Source organism: Flavilitoribacter nigricans DSM 23189 = NBRC 102662 (assembly GCF_002646595.1).
Classification (GTDB): Bacteria; Bacteroidota; Bacteroidia; order Chitinophagales; family Saprospiraceae; genus Flavilitoribacter; species Flavilitoribacter nigricans.
Genome location: NZ_PDUD01000014.1, coordinates 12823 through 33956 on the forward strand (window position 1 = coordinate 12823; position 21134 = coordinate 33956).

17 protein-coding genes and 1 tRNA gene are annotated in these 21134 nt (G+C 51.8%); 11 read left to right on the forward strand and 7 right to left on the reverse strand.

Features of this window, described 5'->3' with window-relative positions:
* Nucleotides 1-6: 6 nt before the first annotated feature.
* The 4 genes from CRP01_RS42245 to CRP01_RS09155 all read left to right on the forward strand — a co-directional run bounded on the left by CRP01_RS42245 (nt 7) and on the right by CRP01_RS09155 (nt 5087).
* Nucleotides 7-705: an isoamylase early set domain-containing protein gene (locus CRP01_RS42245; protein ID WP_170110296.1), complete on the forward strand. Its 699-nt coding sequence runs from the start codon at nt 7-9 to the stop codon at nt 703-705.
* 136 nt (nt 706-841) lie between these two features.
* Nucleotides 842-1156, forward strand: a complete 315-nt coding sequence (locus tag CRP01_RS09145; RefSeq protein ID WP_099149727.1) for an isoamylase early set domain-containing protein — start codon at nt 842-844, stop codon at nt 1154-1156.
* 364 nt (nt 1157-1520) lie between these two features.
* Complete coding sequence (gene glgB, locus CRP01_RS09150) at nt 1521-3482, forward strand: 1,4-alpha-glucan branching protein GlgB (protein ID WP_099149728.1); 1962 nt, start codon at nt 1521-1523, stop codon at nt 3480-3482.
* Between the two features lie 210 nt (nt 3483-3692).
* The gene (locus CRP01_RS09155; RefSeq protein WP_099149729.1) at nt 3693-5087 is read left to right on the forward strand and encodes an acyltransferase family protein; all 1395 of its coding nucleotides are present in this window, start codon (nt 3693-3695) and stop codon (nt 5085-5087) included.
* A gap of 438 nt (nt 5088-5525) precedes the next feature.
* Here the strand turns inward: CRP01_RS09155 and CRP01_RS09160 are convergent, their stop codons facing one another.
* The gene (locus tag CRP01_RS09160) at nt 5526-6038 is read right to left on the reverse strand and encodes a hypothetical protein (protein WP_143473337.1); all 513 of its coding nucleotides are present in this window, start codon (nt 6036-6038) and stop codon (nt 5526-5528) included.
* A gap of 312 nt (nt 6039-6350) precedes the next feature.
* Between CRP01_RS09160 and CRP01_RS09165 the strand changes: the two genes are divergently transcribed.
* Together CRP01_RS09165 and CRP01_RS09170 are read left to right on the forward strand one after the other, a co-directional pair.
* Nucleotides 6351-6989 carry a peroxiredoxin gene (locus CRP01_RS09165; RefSeq protein WP_099149731.1) on the forward strand — a complete coding sequence of 213 codons (639 nt, stop codon included), beginning with the start codon at nt 6351-6353 and terminating at the stop codon, nt 6987-6989.
* Nucleotides 6990-7465: 476 nt separating this feature from the next.
* Entirely contained in the window at nt 7466-9577 is a 2112-nt protein-coding gene (locus CRP01_RS09170) for a leucine-rich repeat domain-containing protein (protein ID WP_099149732.1), read from the forward strand.
* Between the two features lie 24 nt (nt 9578-9601).
* Here the strand turns inward: CRP01_RS09170 and CRP01_RS09175 are convergent, their stop codons facing one another.
* The 5 genes from CRP01_RS09175 to CRP01_RS09195 all read right to left on the reverse strand — a co-directional run bounded on the left by CRP01_RS09175 (nt 9602) and on the right by CRP01_RS09195 (nt 15865).
* On the reverse strand, nt 9602-10774 hold the full coding sequence (locus tag CRP01_RS09175) for a helix-turn-helix domain-containing protein (RefSeq protein WP_099149733.1): 1173 nt from the start codon (nt 10772-10774) through the stop codon (nt 9602-9604).
* Nucleotides 10775-10946: 172 nt separating this feature from the next.
* A complete protein-coding gene (locus tag CRP01_RS09180; protein ID WP_222845681.1) occupies nt 10947-12188 on the reverse strand; it encodes a DEAD/DEAH box helicase in 1242 nt (413 codons plus the stop codon).
* A 176-nt stretch (nt 12189-12364) separates the two neighbouring features.
* Nucleotides 12365-13045, reverse strand: a complete 681-nt coding sequence (locus CRP01_RS09185) for a DUF6629 family protein (protein WP_099149734.1) — start codon at nt 13043-13045, stop codon at nt 12365-12367.
* Between the two features lie 184 nt (nt 13046-13229).
* Entirely contained in the window at nt 13230-14900 is a 1671-nt protein-coding gene (locus tag CRP01_RS09190; protein ID WP_099149735.1) for a serine hydrolase, read from the reverse strand.
* Nucleotides 14901-14965: 65 nt separating this feature from the next.
* Nucleotides 14966-15865, reverse strand: coding sequence for a paraquat-inducible protein A (locus CRP01_RS09195; RefSeq protein ID WP_099149736.1), 900 nt, complete (start codon nt 15863-15865; stop codon nt 14966-14968).
* 90 nt (nt 15866-15955) lie between these two features.
* Here CRP01_RS09195 and CRP01_RS09200 point away from each other — a divergent pair, with 90 nt between their 5' ends.
* Complete coding sequence (locus CRP01_RS09200; RefSeq protein WP_099149737.1) at nt 15956-17068, forward strand: amidohydrolase family protein; 1113 nt, start codon at nt 15956-15958, stop codon at nt 17066-17068.
* A 51-nt stretch (nt 17069-17119) separates the two neighbouring features.
* Here the strand turns inward: CRP01_RS09200 and CRP01_RS09205 are convergent, their stop codons facing one another.
* A complete protein-coding gene (locus tag CRP01_RS09205) occupies nt 17120-18520 on the reverse strand; it encodes an amidohydrolase family protein (RefSeq protein ID WP_170110297.1) in 1401 nt (466 codons plus the stop codon).
* A gap of 337 nt (nt 18521-18857) precedes the next feature.
* On the opposite strand from CRP01_RS09205, the gene mtnA reads away from it, so the two are divergent.
* The 4 genes from mtnA to CRP01_RS09230 all read left to right on the forward strand — a co-directional run bounded on the left by mtnA (nt 18858) and on the right by CRP01_RS09230 (nt 21089).
* Nucleotides 18858-19973, forward strand: a complete 1116-nt coding sequence (gene mtnA, locus CRP01_RS09215) for an S-methyl-5-thioribose-1-phosphate isomerase (protein WP_099149740.1) — start codon at nt 18858-18860, stop codon at nt 19971-19973.
* 297 nt (nt 19974-20270) lie between these two features.
* Nucleotides 20271-20344 (forward strand) — tRNA-Met (locus tag CRP01_RS09220).
* A gap of 51 nt (nt 20345-20395) precedes the next feature.
* Nucleotides 20396-20686, forward strand: a complete 291-nt coding sequence (locus CRP01_RS09225) for a GIY-YIG nuclease family protein (RefSeq protein WP_099149741.1) — start codon at nt 20396-20398, stop codon at nt 20684-20686.
* A gap of 103 nt (nt 20687-20789) precedes the next feature.
* Complete coding sequence (locus CRP01_RS09230; protein WP_099149742.1) at nt 20790-21089, forward strand: GIY-YIG nuclease family protein; 300 nt, start codon at nt 20790-20792, stop codon at nt 21087-21089.
* Nucleotides 21090-21134 lie beyond the last annotated feature (45 nt).

Sequence of the window (21134 nt, forward strand, 5' to 3'; positions counted from 1 at the left end):
TGGCTAATGTTAAAAAAACAGTATTCCAAAAACAAGCCCGTTTGTAAAGTGACTTTCACACTCCCCAAAGAAGCTGTGGATGGAGCTAAAGAAGTAAAAGTACTCGGAGAATTCAATAACTGGAGCTGGAAAGAAGGCCTGCCGATGAAATCCGGCAAGGATGGCTACAAAGCTACCGTTGAACTGGCTACCGGCCGTCATTACGAATTCCGTTATCTTTTGGATAACGAGACCTGGGTGAACGATTGGGAAGCAGACGCTTACTATCCTACCCCTTACGGTGTTGAAAACAGTGTGATCTTCATCGAGTCGGTTGAAATTGCTGCTCCCAAGGCCAAAAAGAGCGCCAAGAAAGTAGCTTCAGCCAAACCCGCCGCTAAAAAAGCAAAAATAACCAAGGCCGCTCCTAAAAAGGTAAAAGCTGCTCCGGTAAAAAAAACCGCTCCGGTAGCTGACGATCTGAAAAAGATCGAAGGTATCGGACCGAAGATCGCCGGATTGTTGAATGCCAAGGGTATCCATACGTATGCCGATCTGAGCAAGGCGAAAAAAGCGATCCTGCAGGAAACGCTGGCTGCCGCCGGTTCCCGCTACAAAATGCACGATCCTACCACCTGGCCGCAGCAGGCTAAACTGGCTGCCAAGGGTGACTGGGCAAAACTGGATAAACTCCAGGCGGAACTGAAAGGAGGCAAGAAGAAGTAAGACGCTTCTCCGTAGAACGCCGGGCGTATTTATCCATTAATCCAAAGTATACCGGTCTTACAGACGCTGCCCGTCAAGGCACCGTAATGAGATCGTATTATTCATATTAACCGATAACTCTTTAAAGAGCAATACCATGATCAAGAAACAATTCCTGAAAAGTAAACCAGTATGTAAAGCTACTTTCACCCTGCCACTGGAGGCTGCTCCCGAAGCAAAAAAAGTAAGCCTGGTAGGTGAATTCAACGATTGGGATGTAACCAAAGCCATTCCCCTGAAAAAACAAGCCAAAGCTGGTGTTTTCAAAGCACTGGTTGAGCTGGAAACTGGTAAAGCCTATGAGTTCCGTTACCTGATCGACGGGGAAACCTGGGAAAACGACTGGGATGCGGACGCTTACGTTGCCACACCTTTCGGTGAGGAAAACTCTGTAGTTGTCGCTTTGAACTAAGCGAATTCCATGAAATATCCGGTGCTACAAGTTCTTTCTTGTAGTTGCCACTTGATAAAACGGATCGAACGCAAGCTCGATCCGTTTTTATTTCCTATTTTTAAGCCTTTCACACTGCTCGGTGACGACTATAGACCAGGACACCAACAGTAGACGTGACGTTATTGCGACCCATTCACTGTGAATACGTGGAAAAGTATAAAAAGTGTATATCCGGCCTCACAGACCGGTTGATCGGTACACTTCCACACCTTGACACCTATACACTTTCCGTTGACGGGTACTCTCTAATTGTGCCGTTTATTTTCTCCTGGATGGTCTATCCGACAAGCAGCTTTCCATACAAAAGATCGAAGCAATACAAATGGCCAACGTCAAAAACCACAGTCTCTTTACCGAATTTGATATCAACCTGTTTAAAGCTGGTAAGCTATTCCGGGCCTACAACTTCCTGGGTTCCCACATCGTGGAAGTGGACGGAGAATGGGGGGTACAGTTCGCGGTCTGGGCGCCCAGCGCAAGAAGCGTTTCGGTAAAGGGAAATTTTAACGGCTGGAACGCCACTTCGCATCCGCTGTCAGCCCGTTGGGACGGCTCCGGTATCTGGGAAGGCTTCATTCCGGGCCTCGGCAAAGGGGACTTGTATAAGTACCACGTTCAGTCGGCCGACGGCCGACAACTGGAAAAAGGAGATCCCTACGCTTTATTCTGGGAGATCCCGCCGAATACCGCCTCGATCGTATGGGAAATGAATTACGAATGGCAGGATGGGGACTGGATGCAAAAACGCCGCAACCGGCAGGGATTGCACGAACCCTATTCCGTATACGAAGTACATCTGGGTACCTGGCGCAAAAAGAACGGCGGCAAGGAATCCCTGAGTTACCGGGAACTGGGCGATGAGCTGGTGAACTATGTGCAGGAAATGGGCTATACGCACATTGAATTCCTGCCGGTGATGGAACACCCCTACTTCCCTAGTTGGGGATACCAGGTGACGGGCTATTTCGCTCCGACCAGCCGATTCGGTACGCCCGAAGATTTCATGTATATGATCGATCGGTTCCACCAGGCCGAGATCGGGGTGCTGCTGGACTGGGTACCATCGCATTTCCCGGCCGATGCGCACGGGCTGGCGGATTTTGACGGAACTCACCTCTACGATCACGCGGATCCGCGCAAGGGTTTTCACCCGGACTGGAAGAGCTGTATCTTCAACTACGGCCGTAATGAGGTGCGTAGTTTCCTGATCTCCAATGCGCTTTTCTGGCTCGAAAGATACCATACCGACGGCTTGCGGGTAGACGCGGTCGCCTCGATGCTGTACCTGGATTATTCCCGCGAGGACGGCGAGTGGATCCCCAATCAGTACGGTGGCAATGAAAACCTGGAAGCCATTGATTTCCTGCGGGAATTCAACGAGACCGTCTACCGCGAATATCCGGATACCATAACCATTGCGGAGGAATCAACGGCCTGGTCGGGGGTCTCCCGGCCGACCTACACCGGCGGACTCGGTTTTGGAATGAAGTGGATGATGGGCTGGATGCACGATACGCTCAATTACTTCAAACACGACCCGATCCACCGTCAGTACCATCACAACGAGATCACATTCAGTCTGGTCTATTCCTTTACGGAGAACTTTATGCTGCCGTTGTCGCACGACGAGGTCGTACATGGCAAAGGCTCGCTGATGGATCGCATGCCCGGTGATGAGTGGCAGCGTTTTGCCAATATGCGCCTGCTATTCGGTTATATGTTCACCCACCCGGGCACCCAACTGATGTTCATGGGTGGAGAGTTCGGGCAGACCAGCGAATGGAATATCGAAAAAGGCCTGGAATGGTGGCTGACCGATTACGATGTGCACAAGGGGCTACAGACTTGGATCAAGGCACTCAATAATTTCTACCGGAGCCAGCCGGCACTGTACGAAAAACAGTTCGAACAGGAAGGCTTTGAATGGATCGATCTGGGCGATCACGCCAATAGCGTCATCTCCTATATTCGCAAGGGCAATGATGCGGACCGCATTCTGGTAGTCGTGTGTAATTTTACCCCGGTAGTACGGGAAATCTATAAATTGGGCGTCCCTTTTAAAGGCGAATACCAGGAAGTACTCAATAGTGATATGGCCGTTTACGGTGGTGCCGATCACCACAAGAACGCCAAGATCGAAGCTATCCAGGAAACCTGGCACGGACGCCCCTATCACATTCCGATCACCTTACCGGCACTGGCCACGGTGGTGTTCGAACGGATAATCCCCAATACCTCCAAATCCTCCAAAAAGACCAGCACGGCCAGGAAAGCTAAGAAGTAGTATATAGACTGGAACAAGGCAAATTCTAAACCACAACATTTTAAGATCTTTAACCGGGGAGGGCGGATGATGATCCGTCTCGTCACCGGAACGGTGAACCGTTTACGGAAGGGCCTTCGCGTATTGAGGCATGGCCTGCCCGGATACGGTTCGATGTAATTTGTCAAAGTACTATTGTATATTCTTTTTAACACCTGATTCCTTATCAATATGACGAAACGACTCGTATCCCTGGATATCTTCCGGGGGATGACCATCGCGTTTATGATCCTGGTCAACAATCCGGGGTCCTGGAGCTATGTTTACGGACCACTGCAACACGCAGAATGGCACGGCGTCACGCCCACCGACTGGGTATTTCCTTTCTTTCTCTTTATTGTGGGGGTGGCGGTTCCCCTGGCGCTCGGCAAACGTATGGAGCAGGGGGTGGAACGATCGGTGCTCACCCGTAAGGTATTGGTTCGCTCGGCGATCATCTTCGGCATCGGGCTTTTTATGGCCGCTTTCCCGGAATTCGGAATGGATGCGGGCGATCCGCTGCTGTTGCAATACCTGGCCCTTTTTCTCTTCATTTTACTGATCTTCGGGCGGGAAGTCCTCAATCAACCGCAGTTCGCGAGCGAGGCCAATGCCCGCAAACGAAAATGGCTGGGCTACGCCGCCCTGGGATTGGCCGGTCTGCTATTTATTTTCGGGCTGTTCTACTATGACCTCAGTCATCTGAGGATACCGGGCGTATTGCAGCGGATCGCTCTGGTCTATCTGGCCTGCGGCCTGCTATTCCTGCGCTTGCCCTGGAAAGGCCTGCTGATCACCGGTATTGCCATCCTGATCGCCTACTGGGCCGTGATGAGCCTGATACCGGTACCCATTGACGCTACTTTACGCACCGCACTTGAAACCGGCGATCTGTCCGGTCTGGCCATGAGCGGCTATCAGGGAGAATTGCGGCAGATCTCCGAGAATTTCATCGCTCCCAACCTCGGAGCGGGTGGGAATATCGGCGCCTGGCTCGATCGCGTCATCATGCACGATCACCTGTACAGTCAGGCTAAAAGTTGGGATCCTGAAGGATTTCTGAGTACTTTTCCTTCCATAGTGACCGGACTGATCGGGGTGCTCACCGGTATGTGGCTGCGCACCAAGCGGGACGATTACCAAAAATTGACGGGCATACTGGGGGTAGGAGCTATCCTGTTGGCCTTGAGTTTAGTTTGGGACCTGGCGTTCCCGATCAATAAAAAGATCTGGACAAGCTCCTACGTACTGTATGTCGGTGGGGTCGCAATGTTATTTCTCGGTGTGATCTACTGGCTGGTGGATGTACTCAACTATCGTTCCTGGACCAAACCCTTCGTGATCTACGGCATGAATCCCTTATTCGCCTACATTCTTTCCGGCTTGTTGGTCGATACGGCCGTACACATTCGTTGGGAGACGGCTGACGGCAGTACTACCAATTTATGGTCCAGTATCTACCAGACGCTCTTTGTACCCTTTCTGTCGCCATTCAACGCTTCCCTGGCTTTTGCCATTATGAACGTGCTCATCTGTTTCCTGGCGGTCTGGGCTCTTTACCGAAAGCGGATCTTTATTAAAGTATAGCGGTAAAGATCGCTTTCAGAAGCTGCGAATGGCAGTGCTGGATCTTTATCAGTATGGGAGATGAAAGATCCCGAAATCTGATAGGACCTGGGAGAGGTCAAAGATTAATACCATTTGGCCATTGGAACGGGGTGTCCTCCTCAAGAGGTCGTACATTATCCCTAAGCGGATCTTTGTTATGCGACCTCGGTGAAGACGGCACCAGAAAATGGTCATTTTATACGAATCTTTGAGCTCTCCGAGGTCATTCGAATATGCTTAAAAATTCAGGAGGATTTATCCTAATCAGGGGTAGAAGTCCCGTAGGTACACAATATGATTTTACATGGCGTACCTACGGCACGCTAAGCCGGGAAATGGTCATTTTGCTACCTACATTTTGTGCCTAAAGTCACATTGAATCCCAGTTTAATTCCTGATTCGCATGACTCGTGTTGCCTATTTCTCCGGCTTCTTTTTATAGACCCCATCAAAAATCGTATTCCAGCTCTTGCCGGTATCACTGGAAGCTTTCCAGACCTGCCGAACGGTATCTTCGGTAGGATCGTGGGTATAGGACATCTCAAACAGGACCTTACCGCCGGTGCGCCGGCTGATGGTCTCACCCGTCAGGCTCATGACGTGATTGGCATAGCGGCCGCTGAAATGATAGGTGTTGCCTCCGGTATCCACCCACACCTGATTCCAGGTGGAATCTACCGGATTGTAGGTGTTGAAGCTTTTTCCCTGAAAATTGCCGCCACCTCCGGTCCAGTTCTCTTCGATAACGCAACCGTTGAGTATGTTTTTAATGTGATTGGTCCCGACGATGGTATCGGCGGTAGCGTGGTAAACATCCCAATCGCCGACCCAAAAGTCGAATTGCCGGTATTCCGGTCCGGAGCAGGGCGCCTGCTGGCCGTAGGCAGGCAGGAAGCCCACTACGGCCGCAAAGCACAAAATGTAACCCAATTGGTTGTTAATTGGAAAAAGTCTGTTGGGTTGAATCAAACCTAAGAACGGATTCATAGTCGGGTGATTTTTATCCGAAATTAGGGGTGTAGCGGGTAAGAAAAGGTTAGAATTATAAATATTGACGGATTTTTGGAGCTGGTTCTGCCGAAAAAGTTCCGAAAGCGGAGCAGAAAGCAGTCCCTTTGGTCCGCAATGCTCCAAATACCGCTAAATGTGTTTCCGTAGAAAACTACCGTGGTCAATCTAACGTTTAGTATCTTTAAGTAAGACAATTACCTGTTTCATTTTTAACCTAAAACACATTTCATTATGGCAATCCGTCTAGGAGAGACCGCTCCTGATTTTACCGCTGTGACCACCGAAGGTGAAATTAATTTTCACGAATGGCTGGGTGATAGTTGGGGATTATTGTTTTCTCATCCCGCTGATTTTACACCGATCTGTACCACCGAACTGGGCCGTACGGCTGCCCTGAAAGAAGAGTTCGCCAAACGTGGCGTCAAGGCCATGGCCGTGAGTGTGGACCCCGTAGATTCTCACCACGAGTGGATCAAGGACATCGAAGAAACGCAGAACGTAAAAATGAACTTCCCGATCGTAGCGGACGAGGATCGCAAAGTAGCAGAACTCTACGATATGATCCACCCGGCAATGACCGAAAAGACTACCGTACGTACGGTTTTCGTGATCGGGCCGGATAAAAAAGTTAAACTGACACTGACCTATCCGCCGGCTACCGGACGGAATTTCCTGGAGATCCTGCGCGTGATCGATTCGCTGCAACTGACGGCCAATCACAGCGTCGCTACTCCAGCCGACTGGAAGCAAGGTGAAGATGTCGTTATTTCCCCATCGGTATCCGATGAGGACGCGGCAACTAAATTCCCGAAAGGATTCAAGACCGTTAAACCGTATCTGCGGGTGACTCCTCAGCCGGATGTGGATTAATGACCGCACGGTTTTCTACGGAAGACCACTTCAACCTAACTGAAACCGAAATAGTCCGACGGACTATTGGCATAACAGCCACGAATCATCGCACTTGAGTTGCCGGTTCGTGGCTGTTGGTTTTTGGTAGCCTGCCCCAATCTTTTCGTTCAGACTTACTTGGTACTACTATTTTTCATATATTTAAACTGTGTTGCCAGGCAGCACAACCGCAAAAGCCAGGTGCCTGACAAGCCGTTTAATGGCGGAGAATACAAATTCACTTCGTACTTCCTGCTTCGTAATCGGCACTTCAGCTTTTATCACAAAACACAAACTGCAGCGAAAGCTGCAGCATAGTCACAACTATATAGGTCAGGTCGTCCATCTTGGTGTCCTGGAGTTGTTCTTTGGGCTATCTATCCTCGGGGATTATAGATAGCGGCAAAGTGATGCTCCCGGGTGCATATAAAAGAGAACCCAAACCCCCATAAAAGATGCGACCTATTTTTGGCATACTACTCTTGTGGGTTGTAGCCGGGCAGGCTCAACAGCCCCTGCCGGTTAATGACCTGCGGGAAAAAGGATCCGGATCTGCCCAACCCACGGCCGCTGCTCCCGCCGCCGTAGATCAACTCAACATCGTCAACTCGGAATATTTCTTTGCCGGTCAGTTCAGTCTGGCCATTATCCAGGAAGAAGACGGTAACCGTTACGGTTATATCGACCGGAACGGCCAGTCCCGCATCGAATTCCAGTACGACCGGGCTCAGGCCTTTGACAGCAACGGTTTTGCCCGGGTGCGAAAAGACAATACCGCCTACCTGATCGATACCAGCGGCCGGGAATATCTGCTGGCCAACCAACTCGATCAGCTGAATGCCCGTACCGAAGCACTGGACCTTAGGGGACAGGCCCTGGAGGTATTTCCCGAAAGTATCCTCGATTTTCCGCAACTCCGCGTTTTACTACTGGCGAATAACCGGCTGGATTCCCTGCCGGAGGGACTCGATCGATTCAAAAACCTGGTACAACTGGACCTGAGCGCCAATAAACTCACCCGTCTTCCGGAATCGATCGGTTCGCTCGCTAAGTTGCGTACCCTGAATCTGCGCCGCAATCAACTGCGGGAATTGCCCACCGGAATTGCGACCCTCCAACTATTGGAACGGCTGGACCTCGGTGCGAACCGACTGCAGGAAGCGCCCGTTGCGATCGGTGAATTGCGGCAACTGCGAACCTTATTCCTGAATGATAACCAGCTCCAGACCGTACCGCGGGTCATCGATCAGCTACGGCAATTGCGGGACCTCGACCTCAGTGGCAATCAGCTAAGCCGCTTACCGGGAACGATCGGGATGCTCACCAATTTGCGGCGGCTGAACCTCGCGTTCAATCGCCTGACGGACCTGCCGGCCTCCATCGGAGAATTGCGACAGCTGCGAAACCTGTATCTGTTACAGAATCAGCTGGAAGCATTGCCTATTCTGATCGGCCAGTTGCAGCAACTGCAAACCCTGGATGTTGCCGGTAATCTGCTGGCCCTGTTGCCCGCCGAACTTACCCAGCTCCCCCAATTGCGGTATCTCTACCTGAATGACAACCGACTGGTCCAGTTGCCTGAGACTTTCGGACAACTGCCTGCACTGGAATATTTGTACCTGGACAATAATGAATTGACCAGTCTGCCGGAGGGGTTTGGCGAACTATCCAAGTTGCGTACACTTGAGCTCAACAATAACCGGCTGACGGACCAACCGGGCGGTATCGCCATGATGTCGTCCCTGCAGTGCCTCGAACTGGCGGACAATTATCTCGAACATCTACCGGACGGCATTTTGGAATTAACCAGTTTGCGCAAGCTGAAAGCGAGTGGGAATCAGTTAAAAGCGTTGCCGGTTGAATTCGGGCGCATGCAACAACTCCGAGAGCTCGATCTCAGTGGCAATCAGCTGGATCATCTACCCGAATCCATTGGAATGCTGGATCAACTGGAAACGCTCGACCTGAAGAGGAACAACTTAATTACCCTGCCCGCTACCCTGGGGCAAATGGCCAGTTTGGATCATCTGGACCTGTCCGAAAATCCGGCACTCACATTTCCGGAACAGATCGAGCAGTGGGAAAGCCGGGCGGCCATCAACGGGATCATTGGCGTATGGCGGGAGCGGGAAGCGACCTACGCGATTCGGGACCGTCCCCATCTGCTGGTCCGGCAGTTGCGCCAACTGTATACCCTCCGGGATGGTCTCTTCAACAATAGCGGTGCCATGCGTCGCAACTCCGAGCATCTGAAAAATCTGGGTGCGTTCAGTTTTCATCTGGGCCGGTTTGCAGAAGCCGAACGTTCATTCCGTCGGGCCATTGAAATAGACCCCGATTACGAAAGTCCATATTTGTATCTGCCGCTGGTCTTACTCTTTCAGGGACAGCTGGAATCCGCCAAGACGGAATTTCAGCGGAGAAAAGGAGAACCCTTTGACCCGCCCCGTCACCCCACCTTTGCCGACGCCTTCTCTTTTACTTTCGAAAAATATCGGAATATGGGCTGGTTTCCGGAAGACTGTGATGTGGAGGTGGAGGCGATGAGCAGCTTGTTGTTTGAGTAGGAAGACTGGATGGGTAAAGTCGAACTAGGTCATCTCCCGCGGCGACTTCCCCGTAAATTTCTTAAACGCCCGGTTGAAGGTAGCTTTGGAATTAAACCCACAATCCAGGGCAATGCTGAGTAGGGTAAGCTGTAAATGATCTCCCCGTTCCAGTCGTTCTTTTACCGCTTCTACCCGGTAAGAATTGATGAAATCATTAAAATTTTGCTGGAAGCCCTGATTGATCACCCGGGAAAGCACCGAAGTATTGGTCTGCAATTGTCTGGCCAGTTCGCTGAGGGTGAGATTGGGGTTGAGGTAGGGTTTTTCGGTAGCCATCCAGGCCTCGAGTTTGCTGGTCCAGTGGGAAAGTTCAGCGGTGGTTTCGGGTTCCGGTGCCGGCGGCGTTGTACTATCCGGTTCAAAAGCCAGTTGCGGTAGGATCTGTCCGGTAGAAATGTAGGCGGAAACGGCCACCACGTAGATCATGATCGCAACCACCAGGTGGGAGTTCCAGAATTGCACATAACTGAAATCCACAAATACGGATAGTACCTGGAAGATCCACAGTACGGTTAATCCGCTGATCAGGGTATACAGTACATTGCGCAGCCAGTTGTGGCGGATCGGTTCCGTATCGGAAAAATGGTCGATAATGTATTCCTGGTACCGACGGTAGAGCCGGACCGTAAAAATGAGGTAGGCGTAAAAGGAGATAAAACCTAGTACATTGAAAATATCCCGAATGGTTCCCTGCATAAATACTCCGATCACGCCCCGCGTCTGAAAAAAATCGGGTAACACTTCACCCATGATCCAGTGGCGGAATACGACGTCATAAAGAAAACCTGCTGTAAAAAGTCCTACCCACAGCAGACCGGGGATAAAATGGAGGATATCTTTCCTGTGAAACCGGAAGGAATGATTGGTCAGGCTCAAAAAATAAAAATAGAGCGTCGGACCCAACAGCAGATAATTGTGAAAAGGGAAGTAGAACATGAAGGTGGAGCGGGTATCGTGGGCATCATACCAACCCCCAAATCCCAACATATACTGCGCGATGTGCGCGCTACAGAGCAGGAGCAGGCCGGCCATCAGGCGGTCCGAAAGCCGATCGTTTCGCCGGGCCCGTCGCCATAGCAGGCCGGCAAATACGATCCCCTGCACAAATCCGATGAGCAGGGGAGCACTGTATTGATTGAACTGAAAAAAAGGCATGGGGAAGTTTTGCGGTATCCGGGAAGTTGCGGTCTTATACTTGCGGGCAGCTTTTTGAAGCTACAGAAGCATAACAGCTTTGGGGCTATTTGGTTGTCAGCCCCAGGCTGGTCTTTCCATTTACCGGATCTTCCCTGAAGAGTGGATCAGGTGCCGGGAAGCGAACAGAAAACTAGCGTTTCTTCTTGTACGGCTTCCGGCTGCCTTTGTGTTTGCTGCCGCCGCGGCCACGGCCCCTTCCCGAACCTTTGCTGGGTTTCTTTTTGGCTTCAGCCTCGGCCAGTTCGGCCAATTCCGGTGGAATGGGAAGCCGGTGCACTTTCATCTCCATCAGCTCTTCGATCCGCCGGAAGCGGTGGCGGTCCTTGCGGTTCACGAGGGTGATGGCTACTCCGGATGCGCTGGCTCGAGCCGTCCGACCGATCCGGTGTACATAGTCTTCGGCGTCATTGGGGACGTCAAAGTTGATCACTACGTCGATGCCCTTGATGTCGATCCCCCGGGCCAGTACATCGGTAGCGACGATAATGGGCAAAGTACCGTTCTTGAAGGACCGGAGACGCAGTTCGCGTTCACTCTGATCCAGATCCGAGTGAATATCACCGGCCTGCATGCCTTGTTTCTCCAGATTGATGGCCAGATCCTTCACACTGCGCTTGGTACCGGCGAAGATCAGTACCCGCTTCAGCCGTTTTTTACCGGTGAGCAAATGGGCTACCAACGGGATCTTGGCTCCGTCTTCCACCTCGTAGATACCCTGAATGATCTTTTCGGCCGGTTTGGAAACCGCAATGGTCACCTCTTCGTATTTGTTCATGATCTGTTTGGACAGGGTCCGGATCTTGGGCGGCATGGTAGCGGAGAACAGCAGGGTCTGCCGGTCACGCGGTGTTTTATTAATGATACCGCGGATATCCTGAATGAACCCCATGTCGAGCATCCGGTCGGCTTCGTCCAGAATGAGGCATTTGATGGTGCTCAGGTCCACATAGCCCAGATTGATGTGGGCGATGAGACGGCCCGGAGTGGCTACGATAATATCGGCGCCTCCCTTCAGGGCTCGTTTTTCCTGTTCCATGGATTGTCCGTCCCGACCGCCGTATACGGCGATGGAACTAACCGGAGTGAAATAGGAAAAACCTTCCAGTTGTTGATCGACCTGTACGGCCAGTTCGCGGGTAGGTTCCAGGATAAGCGTATCGATACCTTCGTGCGGCTCTTCGGTTAAGCGGTTGAGGATCGGCAACAGGAAGGCGGCAGTTTTGCCGGTTCCGGTCTGAGCACAAGCGAGGACGTCTTTCTTATCTAAGATGAATGGGATAGCTTGTTCTTGTACTGGTGTAGCTGTTTCGAATCCCATCGCGTCTAATCCTTCCAATAGTGGGGCTACAAAACCAAGTTCTTTAAATTGCAATGCGTTGTTATTTTGAGGTAGTTAAGCGTAAAGACCTCCTGCCGATGCACGGAGGATCCAGGCTCCATTGTTGTTTGGGTTAAAAATTACACAAAAATCTGCTTTTTTAATGGACTTCCAAAATTTTTATCACAATGTAATGCATTGAGGGATAAGGGAGAGCCTCAATTGAAAAATTAAATTATCTTTTTTGACTGTAGCTGTACGCGCTTTGTTGCTGTACGTTGCAGTTCCGTAATCACTATCAGCACGGAAATGCTCAGGCCGGCGGCAAAGAAACACCAGACGGATACCAGATACTCCAGATACAGCACAATGCTAAGCAGAAAGGATACCAGGTTGAAGACGGCGTAGATCCGCATTTTGCGTACCGTGGATAAGAAAGTCGGCACCAGGGTAGTCAGCAGGTAAGCCGGAAAAGTCAGATACACCAGGGCCTTTGGAAAATATAGATAATACCGGATATGGTGTTCCATGATCTCCGCCGTCATTTCGAAAGTCAGCAGGCAGTAGAACAGGTAGGCGGCCAGGATGCTCCCTATCTTTCCGAAAATTGCAATTTGCTTTTTGCGTTTCGGATCCTCTTCCAGTAGCCAGACGGACAACGGGATCAGTAAGGGCCACAAAGGTTGGGCAAATAGGAGGAAGAACCACATGCTGCTCTCCCGGAGCGGGGCGTAATCCGGGTGGGTCATGGAAAGCCAGACAAAACCTTCGGTGATCTGCTGGATCCCAAAGAGTAGGGGAATGGAGGCAAAGGGATACTCCCTGGGGTGCCCGGCTTTACTGAGGGTGATCGCGCCAAAACCACTCAAGACGGCACCGGCGCTGAAACTGGCGGTTGCGGAAAAGCACATAACGGTACATTTGGTTAAGGGCCTGTTCTAAATTCCCGCTTTTCCCGTTGATCGGCAAAGAAGTGCATCATCCCGGAAAGTGATTTTCGTCTTACCGGACCGGAAAAAGCGATGGCCGGGAGGATTCATTCCCCCCGGCCATCGCACGGATAGATCAGACCGATAACGGCCAAAAATTACGCGGCTATTCTTTTTTCAAAACGGAGCGGTGGCCCTCTTCGTAATGCGTCTCCGGGTTCCACGGGTCGGCCAGCCAGACGCCGTCCACAATGAACTTATACTCATACGTTCCCGGCTCCAGGTCTACGCGACCGATCCATTGTCCGTTTTCCCGGCTCATGGGGTGCGAGAGGCTGTTCCAGTTATTGAAGCTGCCGACCAGTTGTACTGATCGGGCGTTGGGGTAGGCGGGAAGCCGGAAGGTCGTATTCCCCTTTTTGTTGCCTTCCCGGATCTGGTAAACGATAGTTTTGGCGGTGCTGTTTTCCGGGTCGAGGCGGGCCGCCCGTTCGTAAGCCGCAGCGGCTCCTGCGAGATCTCCCTTGCGAAGCAATGCCTCTCCGTAGCTGTCGTGAACGTTCGCAGATTGGGGGAAAGCCCGGGCATTCATGGCAAATACCCGCAGTGCTGCTTCCGGCCGGTGCAGATTTAGGAGGTTATATCCCAGACGATTCATCGGAGACTGGGCGATCTGCTGGGTATCCTGGTGCAGGCCGTTCGCTGCCATGTACGGCCAGTCCGCTGCGGATGGTTCGGAGTTTAGAATATGGGCCAATAATTTCCGGGCGGGTGCATTGGGGCCCTCGTAATCGATCCAGTTTACGGAAGGGTAGGAGCCACCGATAGCATGCTCCAGCAATTCCCGGGCGATACCCAGACCATTGGAACTGTTGGCGAAATAGACCAGTCCGATCCGTTGCTTGGGATAGGCGATGAAGAAAGCTTTAAAAGGTCCGTTATCCCCCCAGTGCCAGAAAGCCTTGCCATCGGGAGAAGTCTGCAATCCTACACCCAATCCCCACTGAACGCTGCCGTCGTCTTCTACATTCACCTGGGAGGTAAGCATATCTTTAACGGTACCGGCTTTTAATCCCTCCGCGTTCAGCATGGCCCGCAGGAACTTGCTGTAATCGACCGCGGTGGTCTGCAAAGAATAGGCGGTGTTGCCTTCCTGCGGTCTGGGCGGCGTCCGGGTGATCTTAAACTGATCGTGCGGAATGGCGAAGTCCGAATCGAAATCCTGCTCCCAGATATAACTGCTGCGATCCATCCCAAGCGGGGTAAAAACCTGCTCCTCCATAAATTCATTGATCGATTGGCCGCTCAGGTGTTCCACTACCCGCATCAGGTAAACAAAACCCTCGCCGGAATAGCCGAATGACTGGCCGGGATCCCGTACGAAGTTGAGTTGTCCGCCCCGACGCCAGTTCGGCAGACCGGTAGTGTGGCTCAGTACCTGCCGGGCAGTCAATTGCTGATAGCGATCATCGTGGGTCAGATCGTCGTAGGGGAAATATTCATGCAGCGGACGATCGAGGTCAAACCGGCCTTGTTCCACCCATTTCATCAACCCGTAGGCAAATAAGGCTTTACTCAGGGAGGCAGCTGAAAAAATGGTCTGATCGGTCACCGGGCCACCGGTGTCCACACTCCGCAGCCCAAAGGCACGCTCGTAAACGATCCGATCGTCCTGAATAATGGCAATGGACAAGCCGGGAATGTCGGCGCTTTCCAGGAGTTCCGGAATGCTGCGGTCTAATACGGCGGCGGGGGGTATTTTAAGTTTAGGAGACGATTGCGCGGCCAGCGAAACGGCCATCGAATAGAGCAAAATGGCTACCAATAATTTCTTCATACTAAAGTTTACTTTTTGATAAAGACCGTGGACTGGCTAAAACGTTGCTGAAGTAGGGGCCTAAATCAGGAGACCGGTGACTCAGATCTGAGTTCGGAAGCGGATAATTGATCATCGATCTGCACCGATGCCCAGATGGCGAGCAGTGCGTAGGCCAGGAAAAAATAAAGGCCGGTAAGGATATTGCTTTCCGTTTGCACCCCGGTCTGCATGTTGTTGAACGCCAGGAAGCCCAGAAAAATGGCCACTACGAAGACATCGGCCATCGACCATTTGCCCAAGCGGAGTAAAAACCAGCGCAAAACGCCGGACTGCGGCAGTCGCTGGCGGGACAGGCTGGCGAGGGCAAGGCTGTTTTTGATCAGCGGGATCAGTACACTGAATACCAGGATACTCAGGCCGACCACAAAATTATTTTGTCGGAATAAAAGGCCGATCAGTTCCAGCACGGATTTACTCTGGTAATAGAAATACATCTCGCCGGGGAAGTTTTGCGTATAATCCAGATCGAGCGATAAAAAGCCCGTTTTTATTTTGATCGGAATGCTCAGGTCCTCCTGGTAAGCGGCAATTTCCAGCATGGGCGCCAGCAGTCCCGTGATCAGGCAGGCCAGTGCGGTGATGATTATTGCCGATGTGCGGAATCTAATCTCGGGCAACCGGAAACTCAGCAGCAGATATATAACGGCAGCCAGCCCGAACCCGATCATCCAGTAATTGGCCCAGCGGCGGGGTTGTTCGAGTTGGGCTTTAACGGTATCGACCTGTTCCTGTTTCCGGTCCCAGCCGTCGCCGTCGAACCATTCGTTGAAATCGAGCAAGCGTTTTTCAAAATGGAGCGCGGCCGTGTAGGCTTCGCGCCCGTCCTGATAGATCCCGGCCTGTCGGATGATCTGAAAACTGATCATAGCGGCGGCGATCAAAAACAGAACGGTCAGCAGGAGGAAGGACTTGGAACCAGGCATATGCAGAATTCTTCAGATTTGAGCTCGAAAAATTAAACTAAATTTGTAGCCTTCCAAAAATCATAGACCAACAAACGTAAATATTCCATAATGAAAAAAATTGGACTACTAGCTATTTTAGCCGTTTTTGCCTGGGTACTCCACGCGCAGGGGCGCTATGAGATCGACACTTCTTTGCACATGGATTGGGAACTGTACGATCCGCCCTCAACTCTGGTGGTACCGGAGCACGAAGTGGAGAGCGCCAAGTTTCCCTTCGTAGACATTCACAGCCACCACTGGCGGATGGCCGAACAGGATCTGGATGAACTGATTGGACAAATGGATACCCTCAATATGGGTATCGTGGTGAACCTCAGCGGACGGGGCGGCCCCGCATTGAAAGCCATGATGGACAATGTGAAAAAGTACGGCTACGAGGACCGCATCGCCATTTTTACCAATATCGAGATCCGCAGTATCGATGCCGACGACTGGCTGGAAAATACGATCAAGCAATTAGAGTATGACTACGATAACGGTGCAAAAGGGCTCAAGATCTACAAAAGTCAGGGGATGACGCATACGGATTCTTCCGGGCAACGCATTGCGCTCAATGACCCGCGCCTCGATCCGATCTGGGCCAAATGCGGTGAACTTGGCATTCCGGTGCTGGTACACTCCGCCGATCCGCCTTCTTTCTGGAAACCGCACGATGAAAATAACGAGCGCTGGCTGGAATTGAAACTTCGTCCGGGCCGCAAGCGCAGTGCCGACGATCCGGCACCCTGGGAAACGATCATCGGCGAGCAGCACGATGTGATCCGCAAGCACCCGAACACCACCTTCATCGCCGCGCACATGGGCTGGTTCCCCAACGATCTGGCCAAACTGGGTGAATTGCTGGATATTTATCCGAATATGAATGTGGAGATCGGTGCGGTGATCGCTGAGTTGGGCCGTCAACCCCGCAACGCCAAGCGTTTTTTCGAAAAATACCAGGATCGTATCCTTTTCGGTAAAGACTCTTATCAACCTACCGAGTATCCGACTTATTTCCGGGTATTGGAAACGGATGATGAATACTTCCCTTACTACAAGCGCTACCACGCTTTCTGGCGGATGTACGGTCTGGACCTTTCCGATGAGGTGCTGAAAAAACTGTACTACAAAAATGCCCTGCGTATCGTACCGGGGCTCAATGCCGAAATATTTCCGGAATAAACGGTGAATTTGAGGTTCTGCCACCCATGCGGCAGAACCTCAATTTTTTTTTTACTCCGCGTGGGCGGCCGCAATCTCCCGCAGCTGCTCGTCGATCATATCCTTCGGCATCCAGTATCCCCGCACCATGACGCCTTCCTGGGCCCAGGTCTGACTCAGATCTTCCAGGGGATTACCGCTCAGCAACAGCAGATCCGCCGAAGCTCCTTTTTGAATAGTACCGAATGCGCCCTCCTGACCGAAAAAACGGGCCGGATTGGACGTGCCGCTGTGCAGGATAACGGCATTGGATATTCCGGCATCCGCCATGGCGTTCATTTCGTGTTCCAGCGAAAATCCGGGTACATTGAATACCTGCGGCGCGTCAGAGCCGAGCAGGAGCGGGACGTCGGCTTCGTGGAGCGCGCGCAGGAGTTGCTGGCGCAGATCGATCATCTTTTTCCACTGTTCTTCATTGTATTCTGCATCTCCGATAGCGTTCTGCTTACTTTGTCGCCACTGGTAGCGGGTGCGACCGGACATGTATTTCATTTCGGGTTCGTTGGCCATGGCCGCCGGATCAACCGGGGAAAACCAGCGGGTGAACAGGCTTTGGGTCGGTACGATCCAGACGCCGTTGTCCTTGGTTTGTTGGGCCAACACGGCGATCTCGTTCGCATCGGCGTAGGGCACAGTCCGGTAACCGAAAAAACCGATATTGTTGTCCAGGCGTTCCCAATCTTCCTGCGAAGCCAGACCACTGAGGTAGCCATCCAGATGGTCAATAGAGGCATACTGGGCATCCAGCGCGTGGCGGATACCAACCGGTTGGGGTACGTGCCCGGAAAAGGTGATCCCTACTTCCCGGGCGGTTTTGGCCATCTCGTCGAAAGCCTCCAGCGGGATCCCGGGGTGGATCTTCAAAAAGTCGTAACCGTCGCGCTGGTACTGGGTGACCAGTCGCCGGGCCTCTTCGGCATTAGGAACGGTGTTGCCGTTCAGCGAGGGGCTGGAGGTAAAGACCCGCGGACTGAGGATGGAGTCCTGCTCGATCATTTTTTTGAGCTCCAGGTGATACGGATTTCCGAGCATACCCCGGATGGTGGTTACGCCCCGGGACAGATATAAAAAGAGTGTCTCCCGCACCAGGGCATCATTGCCCTCCTGGGGCACCGGAATATGAGCGTGCATCTCCGCCAGGCCGGGCATGAGGTATTTGCCGGAGGCTTCCAGTACGGTAGCACCGGCCGGAACATCGATATCGGCGGCGGGTCCGATCGCTTCGATCTTCCCGTCTTTAACGATCACGGTCTGCCCGGTACTCAGGGAATTCCCCGTCATCGGCAACACATTGACGTCCACAAAGGCAAAGATGTCGGAACTATCTCCTTCCGCCATCTCCTCCGAAGGCGTCGGCACATTACAGGCTGCGAGTAACAAAAGAAAGAACAGATAAAACTGCTTTAATTGCATTATTTTATTTTTTGAAGATGGCATTAGGGAGGTATTTTAGGTTCGGATTGGATTGAGAGCCGGATAAAAAGTATGACTCCTTGCAATTATCCAAATAATAATTTGAATATAGTTAAAATTTGGTATTAGAGGGCGAAATATTGTCGCTTAGCCATTACATTTGTAAAGCTTCAACCAGAAAGCACCTTATTGAGTTTTGCACACTTTGATCACATTTCCATTCTTCAAGTTTAAAACTTAAAGCGTCAGCGGTATTGGTCCCCAGTAATATCAGATGCATGTGTCGGACGACCTGCATTACACAGTATTTTGCTCCTATATCAAAAAACGCCATATCATGAAAATCGAAGGGCAATCCTTTCGCAGTATTTGGGTTAAGGACGAGGACGAAACCAAGGTACAGATCATCGACCAACGCTATTTACCCTTTGAACTGGTTATCGAAGAACTTTCCACACTGGACGATTTTGCCCGTGCCATACGGGAAATGCACGTCCGGGGTGCGCCCTTGATCGGGGCTACTGCCGCCTATGGCCTCTGTGCCGCTATCCGGGAAATGGACCCGGAATCCAATCTTTCCGAAGAGGTTGAAAAAGCCGTATACTATTTGCGCGCTACCCGGCCTACAGCCGTGGATCTGCAGCATGCCACCGAAACCGTCTGGCGATCAGCCTGCCGGGGAAGTAATCAGGCCGAAAAGCTGGAATTGGCGAAGGCTGCTACGGAACAGTTAGTAGCCGATAGCATCCTGCAATGTCAGTTGATCGGCGAGCACGGCGTGAAACTCATCGAAGCGATCAGTAAGCAAAAAAAAGGTGAAACGGTCAATATCCTCACCCACTGCAATGCGGGCTGGCTGGCGTGTATTGACCACGGCACCGCTACCGCACCGATCTACGCCGCCCATGATCAGGGCATCAAATTGCACGTTTGGGTGGATGAAACCCGACCCCGGAACCAGGGCGCCAATCTGACGGCCTACGAACTGGCGCAACACGGTGTGCCGCATACCGTGATCGTAGATAATACCGGCGGTCATCTCATGCAGCACGGCATGGTGGATCTGATCGTAGTCGGTACGGACCGGACGACCCGCAGCGGTGATGTAGCCAATAAGATCGGCACCTACCTGAAGGCGCTGGCCGCCAAGGATAACGGGGTACCTTTCTATGTAGCCGCTCCCTCTTCCTCCATCGACTGGCAGATCTCCGACGGCTTGGCCGAGATCCCCATCGAGGAGCGGACTGATGAAGAGGTGAAGTATGTGCACGGGTGGTTTAACGGTCGTATCTACAAGGTACTGCTGACCCCACACGATAGCCCGGCGGCGAATTACGGTTTCGATGTCACCCCGGCGCGTCTGGTCAGTGGACTCATCACCGAGCGGGGCGTTTGCGCAGCCAGTGAAAATGGCCTGTCGGAGCTGTTCCCGGAAATGAGTAAGGTAGAATAATGAAGCTGGACATAAAAAATCAATCCTTAATCTTGTAAGAATTAAAAGGAAGTTGTATTTTTGCGGTCGCTTAGGCGATATGGGGTAATAGTTCAGTGATTTGAGTCCGCCTCTAGCAACTAAGTAATCTTCAACCTTTGTAAGAAAAGGTTATTAAAGATAAATGGCGCGGTAGCTCAGCCCATACGGGTTAACAACTGGTTAGAGCGCCCGTACGGGAGGTCGGCGGTTCGGGTCCACCTCTGGAAACTAAGTAAACTCCAACCTTTTGCAAGAAAAAGGTTATTAAAGATAAATGGCGCGGTAGCTCAGCTGGTTAGAGCGCAGGATTCATAATCCTGAGGTCGGCGGTTCGGGTCCGCCTCGCGCTACAAAAAAGGTCTGTCGGGGAATCCGTCAGGCCTTTTTAAATTTTAGCTCTCATGTATTACTTCTATGTTTTGTATAGCTTGAAAGACGGGCGATTGTATAAAGGCTCGACCGGAGACATCGGCCAGCGCCTGATCCGTCACAATGCAGGTGGTACAGCTTCCACCAAACACCGTCGACCTCTGGTATTAATCTACGTTGAAAGCTTTCAGGAAAAATCCGAGGCAACCGCCCGGGAGCGCTGGTCCAAAACCTTAAAAGGCGGTGCTGAGTTACGACGTATTCTGGAAGAGAAAAAGCTATTGGATGCCACCGGCACGCTAAGCTCAGCCCATACAGGTTAATTGTTTAGAGCGCCCGTACGGGAGGTCGGCGGTTCGGGTCCGCCTCGCGCTACAAAAAAGGTCTGTCGGGGAATCCGTCAGGCCTTTTTAAATTTTAGCTCTCATGTATTACTTCTACGTTTTGTATAGTCTGAAAGATGGCCGGTTGTATAAAGGTTCGACCAGCGACATTGGTCAACGACTGATCCGTCACAATGCAGGCGGTACACCTTCCACCAAACATCGTCGACCTCTGGTATTAATCTACGTTGAAAATTTCCAGGAAAAATCTGAGGCTACGGCTCGGGAGCGGTGGTCTAAGACTTTGGAAGGAGGAGCTGATTTACGATGCATTTTGGAGGAGAAAAAACTATTGGACGCCACCGGCAAGCTTCACGATGTAAGCTCAGCCCATACAGGTTAACTGTTTAGAGCGCCCGTACGGGAGGTCGGCGGTTCGGGTCCGCCT